The sequence below is a fragment of the Psychrobacillus sp. FSL H8-0510 genome (assembly GCF_038008345.1).
Lineage (GTDB): Bacteria > Bacillota > Bacilli > Bacillales_A > Planococcaceae > Psychrobacillus > Psychrobacillus psychrotolerans.
Genome location: NZ_JBBOYZ010000001.1, coordinates 3,137,250 through 3,151,408 on the forward strand (window position 1 = coordinate 3,137,250; position 14,159 = coordinate 3,151,408).

A 14,159-nucleotide genomic window follows, 5' to 3' on the forward strand; every position below is an offset into this window, starting at 1 on the left:
AAATCAACCGCTAAGCTGATTGATTAAATATTCCCAACTTTCTCTCATCGACTCATAATTTATGCCCTCTCGATTATTACCATATAAGCCTTTTTCATATGCATCTGTTAATTTACGCATATGCGTTTCTCCAAAGCCAGAATCTACATATTTTGCATAAGCAGATAGCGTCTGTCCTTGCTCTCTCTTCATTCCATATGCATCTAATTGTTTCAATAGCTGATGATACATTTTTTCAAATGTATCCCAGTCGTTTTTCCGCATTCGGCTCACCGGTATTAACACTTTGGATAACCACTTTCTTCGATAACGATAGGCTAGCATAGAAAGCAATACTAAACCGAGTAGTGTCCATAATATAGGTGCTTTGTTATTAGAAATCCATTTAGCAAAGTTACTCATGATTTCTGTAAAACCTTTGGAAACTTCCTTCTTATCTTTTTCAGCTTGAGGCTTTTCTGGAGTCTCCTTAGGTGTATTTTCCGGTGTTTCCAACTCATCTTTTTCATTGTCTATATCATAATTTAAATTGACAGCATTCGTAAATCCAATTGTAGGCTCGAATGTCATCCATCCAGTACCTGGAAAATAAGCTTCTACCCATGAATGTGCATTATTGTTTGTCACTTCATAAACTGGAACTCCATTATCACGTTCAACTACGTCTCCCGGTGCAAACCCCTTCACCCAACGTGCAGGAATTCCTTCCGAACGCAACAATACAACCATCGAAGTGGAGAAGTTATCACAATAGCCGACCTTCGTATCAAATAAAAACTGATCGACATAATCGGTATCACCTTCTGGAACTGCCGCCAAATCCTGATTGTAGCTAAAACCATTTAATCGGAAATAGCGTTCAATTGCTTTTGCCTTATCATATAAATTATCGGTATCTGCAGTAATAGAAGTTGCCAAATCCTTTACCCTTGAAGGTAATGTTTCGGGAAGCTGCAAATAGCGATCGAATTCACTAGATAATCCTTCTAAGTTTGCAGGCGCCGTATCCCTAAGTGCTTTTAAGCTATAGATTGGCTCGTTATAGGTTACTTCATAGGTTCCAACAGGTACTTCATTGTCTCCATTAAATGTATATAGTTTTTGATTTCTTTCATTCATTTTTAAAGAAATAGGCTCCATTGAGTCAACCCGCTCGATTCCATAAGGCTGCATGATAAAAGGATACGGTTGAGACATATAGATTCTAGCTATTAACGACTCATCTTCTGTCCCAGGTGCAATATCAGATTGAATCGGTTCTCCCAACCCGTAGTTCGAAAGGCTTGGAGGCTCTGTTGCTGAATTTACCCAGCCTTTAGAAGTATACATGTCCTTCGTTTCAATCTTCCAATATTGCTTCGTTGGACTAGTCGCATAAAATACGGGAGTATCATCGCTCGCAAAGGCTCCTCCCAAGCGCTCATCATTTTCTCCATAGCCGACTTTTTGTATTCCTCCACCAACACCTTTTCCATCTTCCCTATTATCTGCATTTGGACTGGTCGATAATAGAAAAGGCACTGGATCTGGCCAACTAGGACCTGCTTTTGGCAAAACGTAAGCGAGGGCACTACTAATAACTATAATACTTAACAAACTTCCAATACTTGCTACTATAAATGCACCATGTATTTTCTCATCTTGCCCCGATAACATTTTTTGAGCATATAATAAGCCCAAAATGAGGAAGCCAGATATTAACACGGTAACAATACTCTTCTCTCCACTATATGGACTAAATGTATCTAAGATTGTTATAAATAAAACCGTAAACAAAAAGAATAACATTAAGTTTTTACGTACTCGTATCCAATAGTTTAATAGATACGTAGTCATCCATAATAAAATGAAGAATAAAAATGTTCGGAAGGGGTCTGTCACCTGTACCCAATCTTGACTTATAAGAGAAGCGATATTTCCTACGAATATCCCCCAAATAAATCTCAATGCCTCTGTTGATAAGAAAGATAGATCTGTATAGATATGTATAATTACCCAACAAATAAATACTAACTTAACAGGAAATGCATATACCCATTTCAATTTTATAAGATAAAACAAAAAGGAGATTACTAAATACCAACCAAATAAGCTTAAAAAACCTGTACTCGTTAACTCGATAACTGGTTTTAACCATTCCATCATTAGGATAAAAACAAAAGAATAAATAAGTATAGATATTATTGTTTGCTGCGCTTTGTTACTCATGAACGTTTCACCTCCAAAAAGGCTTGGGCAAAGCGATCTTTCGTAATCGACTGTACTTGAAAACCTCTACTTGCTGCATACTTGTACATAGCATTCTCTTCACTTGTATTTTTTTCATTTTTGGATTTTATGACAAAACAAGTACACGCTCGTAAGTTTGTTGCATTTTTTTGTACATTATCCATCCATTCATAAGTTAGATTACTAGTCACATATAAAAGAGTTGTCGCATTGGATAATGATCGGTCATGCAAAATTACTTGCTCTAGCGGCTTCGTTAAATCGTCTTTTACCTTTGTTAAATGATATAGCACTCGTTGAAGATGCTGGTCAGTTTGAACTTCAGGCAAGAACAATCGTTCCTCTCCAACCGAGAGAAATGCAGAGGATGCCTGATGCTTTACAATCGCTTGCATCATTGAGGCTGTTAAGTCGACCACTTCCTCAAACAGAGGAGAAGGCGTTCGGTCCATCACCACGAACATATCCTGGGATTGACGATCTTCGAATTCTTTTGTTTTTAGTGTTTGTGTTCTGGCGAAAGACTTCCAATGAATCCATGATACACGATCACCCGATTGGTATGATCTAACGCCAGTTGCCATTGATGTATCTTTCATAGCTTGAATTCTAGAAGCAGCTGCTCCTTGGTCATATCTCGTTTCAATTGGAATGTAGACCATCTCAGTCAAGTTTGGAAATACGAGAATTGTTTTAGAATTTGTTACAAATACTTCTTTTTTCACCCAACCAAATAAATCGCTTACTACAATGCTTGTCCCTTCTAAAACATGCTCACCACGTGGAATATGCTCTATTTCATAAGTCCATCTAAATTCTTTTTTCATGCCCCAAAAGGTAAGCTGTTTCCATGAAGCTTCTGTAGCAAGAGAAGAGCTTACTTTTTCCTCCATTTGAACGTACATTAGTGGAAAACGACTTTTTCTCGTCACCTGAATAGTTGCTGAAAACCTTCCACCACTTTGAACTTTACCAGTTTCAATTATTCGTTCCACAACGATATCGTTCAGTGAATTCATATATAATAACAACGAATATAAAGAAATAGGGACGACCAAATAAAACAAAAACCAGCTAACAAACCCTCCCTGAAACATTGCATACACAAAAGCTACTACTAGGAGGAATAGAACGCCTACTACCCCTCGAATCTTTTTCCATCGATTGAGCAAATGCTTCATTGACTTATTTTCCTCTTAATAGGAACCGGAGTCCTCTTCACAATTCGTGCAAGTACTTCTTCAGACGAAATTCCATCATAACGTGCCTCAGGGCGTAAGATGACACGATGTCCAAAAACATAAGGCATCAAATATTGAATATCATCTGGGTTTACATAATCTCTACCATGAAGCAACGCAAGACCCTGCGACGCGCGCATTAATGCAATAGATGCACGTGGACTTACTCCTAGATAAATATATGTATCCTGTCTTGTACGATTAGATAGTTCAACGATATAGCTCTTTATTGTTTCATCTACTGTTACTTGCTTCACCTTTTTCTGAAGTTCGATTAACTCTTCTAGAGAAATGACAGGCACCAATGTATCAATCGGTGATGCATGTTCTAATCTATTTAATACTTCAATTTCTTCGCTTGGATGCGGATAACCCATCTTTAACTTAAGTAAAAAACGATCTAATTGGGCCTCTGGTAACGGGTAGGTCCCTTCATGTTCAATCGGATTTTGCGTCGCCATTACAAAAAATGGTCTTGGAATCGGCATAGTCACTCCATCAATGGTAACGGAAGCTTCTTCCATCCCTTCTAGTAGCGCAGATTGCGTTTTTGGGGATGTACGATTGATTTCATCCGCAAGCACTATATTCCCCATAATAGGTCCAGGTCTAAACTCGAACTCCATTTCCTTTGGATTGTAAATAGAAACCCCTAATACGTCCGAAGGCAATAAATCCGGTGTGAATTGAATTCTTTTAAAATCTGCTCCAATAGATTTGGCAAGCGCCCGTACCATCATCGTTTTACCTACACCTGGTACGTCTTCTAATAACACATGTCCTTGCGCTAATAATGCAACTACTGCAAGTTCCGCAATATCTTTTTTACCAATCATTACTTTTTCTATATTTCGAATAATCGTTTCTATCTGTGCTCGTTCTCTCATCATACTCCCCCTAAAATCACGTATAAATTGACTTGCGTGAAAATTTTTACAATACGCTATAAGCATACCCAAAATTTGCCTTAAGTACAAATAGAAAAAAAAAGTCGAGCTGCCTTTTTACTCGACAGTTCGACTTTTTATTTTTATATATCAGACTTTTTTATTATTTCCAAAAATCATCAAAAATGGTGACTGGCATATTACGTTTATGCATGGATCGAATATAGAAACCTTCAATTTTTTCTTCCGATTCCTTCGATACCGTTTTACCTTCTAAATAATCATCAATTTCATCATATGTTACGCCAAGCGCTACTTCATCCGGTAGAGCCGGTCTGTCTTCTTCCAAATCTGCAGTTGGAATTTTCGTATAGAGATGTTCAGGACAACCTAATTCTTTCAAAATCAGCTTACCTTGACGCTTGTTTAAGCGGAAGATTGGCGTAATATCTACTCCACCATCTCCGTATTTTGTATAAAATCCTGTTACGGCTTCTGCTGCATGATCCGTACCAAGGACCACGCCATTGTGCATAGCTGCTATAGAATATTGAGCTTTCATTCGCTCTCGAGCCTTTTCATTCCCTTTAGCAAAATCAGATAGGCTCACTCCAGCCTCCACTAAAGCCTTATCACTAGCATCCACAGCTTCTTTTATATTGATCGTTATACGTTTACTTGGCTTGATAAAATCCAATGCATCTTGACGATCCGTCTCATCAAATTGAATACCATACGGTAAACTTACTGCTATAAATGAATATTTATCCTCACCAAGCTCTTGATTTAATTCATCGACTGTAAGCTGAGCAAGTTTCCCTACTAATGTAGAATCTTGACCTCCAGAAATACCTAAAACCATACTTGTTAAAAAGGGGTGTTTTTTTAAATAGTCCTTCATGAAATCAATACTAATACGTATTTCTTGTTGTACATCAATGGTTGGTTTCACTTTTAACGCTGCTATAATTTCTTGTTGTTTAGCTGACATTAATACCTACCTCCATTTTGGTCAATAATATTATGTTCCATGTCCTTAATCTCTTGAATATTACGCATTTTATTGTCCCAACATTTTTGGCTCAAGTCCACTGGATACTCTTCAGGATTTAGAGAGCGTTTATACTCTTCCCACAATAGATCCAGGTTGTCATGCGCATATTTCCGAACTTCCGATAACTCAGGGATTCGATAAATAACTTCCCCATTTTCAATCACTTTTTCATGTAGATCCCTTGCTTCAAAATTGGTTACAAATTTAGAGACAAATGTATGCACTGGATGGAACATCTTTAAGCGTTCCTCATGTGTTGGATCTTCATCGTGCATTGTAATATAGTCACCTTCTGCTTTACCATTCTCTTTATCAATAATTCGATATAGTTTTTTCTGGCCAGGCGTTGTCACCTTTTCAGTAGTGGAAGAAATCTTAATCGTGTCTTCCATCACCCCTGCCTCGTTTGCAATAGAGACAATTTTATAAACTGCTCCAAGTGCTGGTTGATCGTATGCAGTGATTAACTTCGTTCCGATTCCCCAACTATCGACCTTGGCACCTTGTGCTTTTAAGTTCAAAATAGTATATTCATCTAAATCATTGGAAACAACGATTTTAGCATTAGGGAAGCCAGCTTCATCTAACATTTTTCTAGCTTCCTTCGATAAAAATGAAATATCACCTGAATCTAAACGAATACCGATAAAGTTAATCTTATCTCCCAGTTCTTTCGCTACTCTTATAGCTGTAGGAACCCCCGTTTTTAATGTATTATATGTATCCACCAAAAATACGCAATCTTTATGGCGCTGCGCATACGAATGAAATGCTTCATATTCATTTTTATATGCTTGCACTAGTGAATGAGCATGCGTTCCAGTCACAGGAATTCCAAACTTTTTCCCAGCACGAACATTACTAGTTCCATCTATTCCACCTATGTAGGCAGCTCGAGTACCCCAGATGGCTGCATCCATTTCTTGCGCACGTCTTGAACCAAACTCCATAGCGATTTCATCTTTAAGCACTTGTTTAATACGAGAACCTTTTGTCGCTATTAACGTTTGATAATTGACGATATTAAGCAGGGCCGTTTCTACTAGCTGTGCTTCCGCAAGCGTAGATTCAATACGAATAATCGGTTCATTCGGAAATACTAGCTCCCCTTCAACCATTGAATATACATTTCCGGTAAAACGAATAGTACGTAAATAGGCTATAAAGTCTTCTCTGTATCCAAGCTCTTCTTGCAAATACTCTAAATCACTGTCGGTGAAGTGAAAATCACGCAAATAATCTAGACATCTTTCTAGTCCTGCAAAAATGCCATATCCATTACCAAATGGGAGTTTGCGGAAAAACAATTCAAACACTGCTTTCCGTTCATGCATATTATCTGCCCAATAGGTTTCCACCATATTTATTTGGTATAAATCAGTATGTAAGGCTAAACCGTCATCTGGATAATTTTTCTTCATAAAAATCCCCTTTTTCATAACTATTGAAATAAGTATACACTATTTACCCTTTTTCTTTGCAAATAATCCTATCCCAATGACGCTTACAATTTCAGAGAAAACCTGACGTTTAAGTGTGACGTATTATCCTAGAGAGAATGATATCTACTCTAATTAATATTAGTAGTTTTAAAAACAGAAAAAGCTACTCAATAAGTTTGAATAACAACTTAATGAGTAGCTAGTATTTTTTTGTTTTATTATTCTCCCATTGGTGAAATTACATCTACAACATAGGCTGCAACTGCTTCGATTTCTTCAGCGGTCAGCGTATCTTTAAACGAAGGCATGGAAGTACCACCCTCTTCAATACGTGCTATAACATCATCTCTGCTTACAGCAACTTCACTATTTTGTAAATTAGGTCCATTATGGCCGTTTGCGCCTTGGTTACCATGGCAAGCTAAACAGTTTGCATCATATACAGTAATCCCTTTATCAGGATTTGCACTCACTGTGTCCCCTTCAGTCGGCTTTTCTGCCGGTTTTGTACCTTTCGCTGGGAACTTAATTACTTGCCCTTCTGGTAAATCTCCACCTAATTTAAATGTGTATATCTTATCTCCATGCTTACTACCTGCAAGTGCATTACCCGCAGCATATATACTGATGTATTGCTCACCTTCAATTTCATACGTAACGGAAGGTGCATTTGCTCCTGCATCCATCATGTATTCCCAAACTTGATCGCCCGTTTTTGCATCGTATGCAATCAAACGACCGTCATTATGTCCAACAAAAACAAGATTTCCTTTAGTAGTTAACACTCCACTATACGCTTGAGTATCCCACTTTTGCTGCCAAGCAATTTTGTTAGTTTTTACGTCGATCGCAGTGACAGTCCCCCGAACTGGAGCATCTAAAATTGGTCCAAAAATACTTCCAAAGTATTGATCTCCCTCTTTAAATTCTTCCAACTCACTTCTTTCAAAGGACATATATGTGTCATTACCTAATACATAAAAGTACTCGGTATCCGGATTATAAGCTGAAGGTGGCCAGTTTGCTCCACCAGTCGGTCCTGGCTTAAGTGTAATTGGAACATCCCAAAATGGTGTAAAGATACCTCCAATTTCACCTGTGAAATCAGATGATAGATCATTCTTCACATCTTCCTCTGTCACAACCTGAGGAACAAAGGCATCTCCAACAGGAAACGGTTGCGTTGCTGCCGTTTTTTGACGTTCATCCTGCGGTACAGGTTTTTCTTCTATACCAACAAGCGGCGTTCCATCGGCACGGTCTAATAGATAAACCCAACCAGTTTTACCTGCCTGCCCAAGCCCTTTTCTCATTTTCCCATCCATTTCTACATCATAAAGAACGACTGGGTTTGCTGGATCCATATCCCAAATATCATGATGCACTTCTTGGAAATGCCATACATATTGTCCGTTTTCAGCATTCACCGCGACGACCGAATTGGCATATAAATTATCCCCTTCACGGTTACTTCCATCTAAGTCTGGAGCGGTATTTCCAGTTGCAAAGTAAATGTACCCCAGTTCAGGATCAACGGATGGAGTATTCCATACCGGTCCTCCCCCTGTTAACCAAGCGTCACTATCTGCTGGCCATGTATCTCCGTTTATATCACCCGGACCAGGTATTGTGTAGAAACGCCAAACTTCAAAACCTAAATCTGCATCATAGGCCATTACACGTCCACGAATACCATATTCTCCTCCTGCTACCCCCGTATAGACTTTCCCATTATAGAATAGAGGTGCACTAGTGATCGTGTAACCTTCTTCCCACTCAGCTACAGTAGTTTCCCATAATACTTCTCCTGTCTTTTGGTCGAGTGCGATTAAACGTGCGTCCAGTAATCCTACAAATACTTTTCCGTCGCCGACCGCAACTCCACGAGTCGTCCAACCACAGCATACTGTATCCATTTCTTGCGGTATATCCGGATTGTATACCCATAATTGTTCTCCAGTTTTAGCATCTATAGCGAAAACATCATTTGCTCCAGTAGCGATATACATAATACCATCAACTACAATAGGAGTTGCTTCTCCAGAATATTTACCTTCTGCTCCTGACCCTCCTAAGCTACTAACCCAAGTTGGTTTTAAATCCCCAATATTTTCAGTAGTGATTTGGTTTAGCATCGAATAACGTCTGTTGTAGTAATCTCCACCATTTGTTGTCCATTCAGTTGAAGAATATTTTACTACTTCATCATGTATTAATGGACTTTCTTCCACTTCTGTCTCTTCCTCTGGTTCCTCTTTTACTGTTATGCTGGCATATGGAACTTCTCCGTTCTCTTCATTCAAGTTTTCAAAGTTTATTACTAGATATATCATAAAAAAAGCTACTAAAGTGATTACTAAGCCTATAAAGAATAGTGCAGATACTGATAATCCTCTACTTTTCATCTGACTCTCCCTTCAAAAATAGTGAAATGTCCGTTTAAATATTTTATGTTTCGAAATTGATAGAAATGCGGTTTCTTCGATAGTCGAATCAAATAAAAAAACTGTTCAAGAGTTTAGACTCCTGAACAGTTTTTTTAATACCTTCTTATTTAGTTAAGTCTTTACAACCTTCATAGATTAGATCAAACAACTCTTGAATGTCATTCTCTTCTACACAGGAGAATGCAACGCGGATGTCTGTTTTGTTGCTTGCGATTACTCCTACACCGTAATGATCAAGTAAATGTAGTCTTAAAGTTTCTGCATCCACTGCGTTTAACTTCAAGCACATGAAGTAACCCGAGTTGAATGGATAATAGGTCCAATATGGAGCGAATTTTTCATCCGCTAGGACTTGCTTTGTTTTTACTGCTCTACCCTGCATAATTTGGAACTTTTCTTCTTTTTCTTGTAAAAACTCTTCAGATTGAAGAGATTCCAACAGAATTGTCTGAGAAATATGAGATCCACTTGAAACCGTACCGCGAATTATTCCCTTCGTCTTCTGTTCTAGAGCATCTAATGTATCAGGACTCGCCGCATATGTGATAAATCCAACACGGAATCCCCAAACGTAATTTTCTTTTGTCGCACCATCAATTTTGACTGGCAAAATGTTTTCATGACTGTCCGCTAATAAACCGAACAACGATTCTTTAATAGAATCCTCATAAAATAACCCGAAGTATGCATCATCTAGTAAAACTACTAATTTCAAACCACCTTCAGCAGCATCCTTCAATACTTGAACGATTGCTTCTGCCTCTTTAACAGAAGGCGTAAAGCCCGTAGGATTGTTAGGGAAGTTTAACAAGACGATTGCTTTTTCCGTTTGTTTAGCAAGTGTGTCACGGAACGCTTCCACATGGAAACTACCAGCCTCATTGAAAAGAGGGAAAGTCTCTACCCGTCCACCTCTTCTTACTTGGAACACTGTGTTATAGTTCCCCCAATATTGTTGCGGTGTTACTAATACGTCTCCAGCATCCATGAACAAGTCTGCTGCAATACTTAAGCCATGTGTTAGTGCACTAGTTACTATCGGTGTACCAATTGATTTACCATTCATCGATGGGTTGTCTACTAACAGCTTTTCCTTCCATACTAAACGTAAAGCTTCCTTCCCCTGAGGAGGAGCATATGGATAGATATCATTTGGTTTATAATCTAATTTCTTTTGTATATGGTTGAAATGCATCGGTTCCCCATTTTCCGTTGCGATTCCAATAGTAGCATTAAACCGATGTGCTTTTTTCCCTGCTTCTGCACTTTGACTTAAAATACCTTTTGGATAGTACAAGTTTTTACCTAAATCGGACAACATATTATAGACTGCTGGGTTTTCTTTTTGCATTTTTTCATTTAATTGCGTTGCTAAAGCATTCATCTATTGGTACCTCCATAATATCTGATTTACAAATATTGTACTCTATTTAACTAAAGTATTATACCCTTACGTGAAATATATCATTCTAACCTTGTCACTGCACTAATTCTAAAATAACAGGACAATGATCACTTCCGAGTACCTGTGAATCTATAGAAGCATCCTTCAAAAAAGGGACTAGTTTTTCAGAAGCTATAAAATAATCTATTCTCCATCCAATATTTCGCTCTCGCACCTGACTCATATAGGACCACCAACTATAGGCATCTTCTTTTTCTGGATAAAAGTAACGAAATGTATCTACAAATCCTGCTGCAAGTAAATCGGTCATTTTGCCACGCTCTTGTTCCGTAAACCCTGAGTTACCTCTATTAGATTTAGCGTTTTTCAAATCTATTTCGCTATGAGCCACGTTTAAGTCCCCACACATAATTACAGGCTTTATAGCATTAAGTGTTATTAAGTAAGTCCGCATTTCATCTTCCCATTCCAGTCGATATGGAAGTCTCGTTAGATCTCGTTTAGCATTCGGAGTGTATACATTCACCAAGTAAAATTGATCATACTCCAGTGTAATAATTCTACCTTCATCCTCTGAAACATTATCACCAACACCATATTTAACAGAAATCGGTTTTACCTTCGTAAAAATTGCTGTACCAGAATAGCCCTTTTTCAAGGCATAGTTCCAATACTGTTCATAGCCGTGTAAGGGTAGCTCAATTTGACCAGCTTGCAGCTTTGTTTCTTGCAAACAAAAAATATCAGCGTTTACTTCATTAAAATATTCGAGAAATCCTTTTTTCGCGCAGGCTCTTATGCCATTCACATTCCATGAAACCAACTTCATTTTATATCCTCCAAGATAGAAACTTATGTAACTAGTTTTATGTTAATCATAACAAAGTATTGTCTCTTTTAAAAACAATGAGTAGGCAAGACAAGTAATGGGAATTTTTATAATTCCAGAGTTATGCTGATTAATATAGATCAATCCTCTTTTGGTTAAGAATTCTGTCATTCTAGCATATATTGGTCGTTAGATTGGGTTTCTATTTAGTGAGAAAAAGGGTACTTTATAAATAAGAGAATAGTAGAGGAAGTGTCGAATACATGGATGTATCATTAAAATCATCCGGGGCAAAACATAAAATGAGCGAAGCGAAACCTTGGGTTCGTCGCTTTGGTCGTTTTGGTTATATGACTATAGGTATTGTGTATGGAATGATCGGCATTCTAGCAGCTTTAGCAGCATTCGGACCCCGAGGAGAGATGACCGGAACGTCTGGTGTATTGCAATCAATCTCTGAAATACCATTTGGGGAAATTGCCTTATGGATTATTGGAATAGGTTTATTCGGTTATATCCTATGGGTTTTTATATTAGCAATTAAAGATCCTAATAATGTAGGAACTGATGTACAAGGTCTAATAAAAAGAGCGGGTTATTTCATTAGTGGAGTCATTTATGCAAATTTATCATATGGAGCTATAAAACTAGCAAGCCATACGGGAAATTCTGGTAATAGTGAATCTGAGAAAAACGTTTCCATTAAGTTACTGGAACAACCATTTGGTATATGGTTAGTTGGAATAGTTGGTGCAATAATTATTGGATGTGGCGTTTTCGAACTTTATAGTGGTATTAAAGAGAAATTCATGTCTGAATTCAAAACCTATGAAATGAATGGTATGGAACGAAATGTTGCTAGAATAACAGGGAAAATTGGTCTTATTTCAAGAGGGACTGTTATAAGTATGATCGGATTTTTCTTTATTCGCACAGCATATACAAATAACTCCGAAGAATCTAAAGGGTTTGGGGGTGCTTTGACAGAATTAGCAAACCAGCCCTTCGGAAAGTTTTTGCTAGCTATGGTAGCAATTGGACTAATCTTATATGGCCTCCACCAAATCATACTCGGACGCTATCAGCGCATGAACTTTGGTTATGAGAAATCTAACTTTAAAAAACGTTAAACATTTTCGAAGTATGCTATCTCTCATCCCTTATAAATGACTATCAGATTGATATATAATCTGATAGTCATTTTAGATTACATCGTTCTCTTTCAATAAAGACTGACTTACTCTTTACTTTTTAGTCATCTTCAGTAACACAAATATGGCGATAGCTAATGCAAATAGCCCAAACAAAATAACTAATGAGATAGCCCCAAACAATACTAAGCTCATAAAAACCCTCCTTTGGTACTAACTCTATTAAGCATGGACTTTAGACTTTTCTAGGGCAGTCCCTAAAAACTTAGCAAGCTCCAGCATCCCATATTTCTCTGCCTTAGCCTCTGCATCCGCATTGTAGTTCGTATTTGTGTTTACGTCATACGTGTACACTTCCCCGTTTGCATCACGAATAAATTCAATACCGGCTACATCAATTTTGTTTGCTTGCAAGAATGCTTCATATCGCTCGACCCAAGATACATCTATATCTTCTTTAACTTCAAACTTCATAGCTGGTTCTTCTCCCACTGGACAGAATGCATCTCCAATTTGACATGAATCTGCCGGACAAAGCTCGAATCCTTCTGAAGTATCTACTCTTACTGCATATAAATACTTACCACCGATGAACTCCGCTCTTGTAATATAAGCATCTGGTGATTGGATGTATTGTTGGATGAGCGTAATACCATCTACAGGATCTTCAAATGCTGGGCCGTTCACGTAAGCTTCCAATGCCTCTATTGTTTGAAATAATTGTACGCCTAATCCTTTACCAGCACGATTATGCTTTGTGATAAATGGCGTCTTCCCTAGCTTTTTAGCAGCTAAAATTATTTTCTCACTACCAACAGCAGCAATCGTATTTGGCGTATTGATACCGCTTGCTTGTAAAGCAGTATACTGATTGATCTTACTTAGTTCTAAACTTAACGCTTTCGTTCCATTAAATACTGTTCTTCCATGAAGCTCAAGCCAAGACAGTACTCCACCAGCTAATTCAGGTGCATATCTATGTCCTCTTGTATGGGAAGAAGCACTCATTCGGTTATAAAACACACCTTCTGGAGGCGCTGTTGTTAAATCTACAATTCCCTGGTTTAGATGCCATAATTCATACGGTAAATTTAATTCTTCTAATCGTTTTGTTAAATGAACCGTCCACTCATCATTTTCATGAATTATATATATTTTAGACAAAATCATCCACTCCTCTACTTCTATTCCTATCAAACTACTATGCATTAGTATATACCAATAAAGTTGGAGACAACAGCATAAAACCCTGCTCTTGGAGAGCAGGGTTCAGACTGTAGACAAACTTAATTTTAGGTGGAGTTGAATATTAAACTCGGCAATGCCCACCACTTCGCTTTCCGTGGGCTTGGCTTCAGCCTCCTCGTCACTACGTTCCTGCGGGGTCTTCAGCTCAAGCTAATCCCACAGGAGTCTTCGTGGTGGTACCTTGCCTTATAAACAGTTCTAATAGAGTATGTAATATCTTACTTTT

At 38.0% G+C, this 14,159-nt stretch carries 10 protein-coding genes; 1 reads left to right on the forward strand and 9 read right to left on the reverse strand.

Going from position 1 to position 14,159, the window contains the following annotated elements:
* Positions 1-3 precede the first annotated feature (3 nt).
* The 8 genes from MHI40_RS15995 to MHI40_RS16030 form a co-directional block, all read right to left on the reverse strand.
* Positions 4-2,208, reverse strand: coding sequence for a transglutaminase domain-containing protein (locus tag MHI40_RS15995; RefSeq protein WP_340763499.1), 2,205 nt, complete (start codon positions 2,206-2,208; stop codon positions 4-6).
* Positions 2,205-3,410 (reverse strand): DUF58 domain-containing protein, encoded by a 1,206-nt coding sequence (locus tag MHI40_RS16000; protein ID WP_340763500.1) that lies wholly within the window; start codon positions 3,408-3,410, stop codon positions 2,205-2,207. Before MHI40_RS16000 ends, MHI40_RS15995 begins: the two co-directional genes overlap by 4 nt.
* A complete protein-coding gene (locus MHI40_RS16005; RefSeq protein WP_093538343.1) occupies positions 3,407-4,357 on the reverse strand; it encodes an AAA family ATPase in 951 nt (316 codons plus the stop codon). Before MHI40_RS16005 ends, MHI40_RS16000 begins: the two co-directional genes overlap by 4 nt.
* A 163-nt stretch (positions 4,358-4,520) precedes the next feature.
* Complete coding sequence (gene nadE / locus MHI40_RS16010; RefSeq protein WP_340763501.1) at positions 4,521-5,348, reverse strand: ammonia-dependent NAD(+) synthetase; 828 nt, start codon at positions 5,346-5,348, stop codon at positions 4,521-4,523.
* Positions 5,348-6,832 carry a nicotinate phosphoribosyltransferase gene (locus tag MHI40_RS16015; RefSeq protein WP_340763502.1) on the reverse strand — a complete coding sequence of 495 codons (1,485 nt, stop codon included), beginning with the start codon at positions 6,830-6,832 and terminating at the stop codon, positions 5,348-5,350. Before MHI40_RS16015 ends, nadE begins: the two co-directional genes overlap by 1 nt.
* Before the next feature lie 239 nt (positions 6,833-7,071).
* The gene (locus tag MHI40_RS16020) at positions 7,072-9,258 is read right to left on the reverse strand and encodes an outer membrane protein assembly factor BamB family protein (protein ID WP_340763503.1); all 2,187 of its coding nucleotides are present in this window, start codon (positions 9,256-9,258) and stop codon (positions 7,072-7,074) included.
* A 145-nt stretch (positions 9,259-9,403) separates the two neighbouring features.
* Positions 9,404-10,684: an aminotransferase class I/II-fold pyridoxal phosphate-dependent enzyme gene (locus MHI40_RS16025; RefSeq protein WP_093538339.1), complete on the reverse strand. Its 1,281-nt coding sequence runs from the start codon at positions 10,682-10,684 to the stop codon at positions 9,404-9,406.
* Positions 10,685-10,778: 94 nt separating this feature from the next.
* The gene (locus tag MHI40_RS16030; RefSeq protein WP_340763504.1) at positions 10,779-11,534 is read right to left on the reverse strand and encodes an exodeoxyribonuclease III; all 756 of its coding nucleotides are present in this window, start codon (positions 11,532-11,534) and stop codon (positions 10,779-10,781) included.
* 263 nt (positions 11,535-11,797) lie between these two features.
* Between MHI40_RS16030 and MHI40_RS16035 the strand changes: the two genes are divergently transcribed.
* Positions 11,798-12,664 (forward strand): DUF1206 domain-containing protein, encoded by an 867-nt coding sequence (locus MHI40_RS16035; protein ID WP_340763505.1) that lies wholly within the window; start codon positions 11,798-11,800, stop codon positions 12,662-12,664.
* A gap of 243 nt (positions 12,665-12,907) precedes the next feature.
* Here MHI40_RS16035 and MHI40_RS16040 read toward each other — a convergent pair whose 3' ends face one another.
* Positions 12,908-13,849, reverse strand: a complete 942-nt coding sequence (locus MHI40_RS16040; RefSeq protein ID WP_340763506.1) for an ATP-grasp domain-containing protein — start codon at positions 13,847-13,849, stop codon at positions 12,908-12,910.
* Between the last annotated feature and the right edge of the window lie 310 nt (positions 13,850-14,159).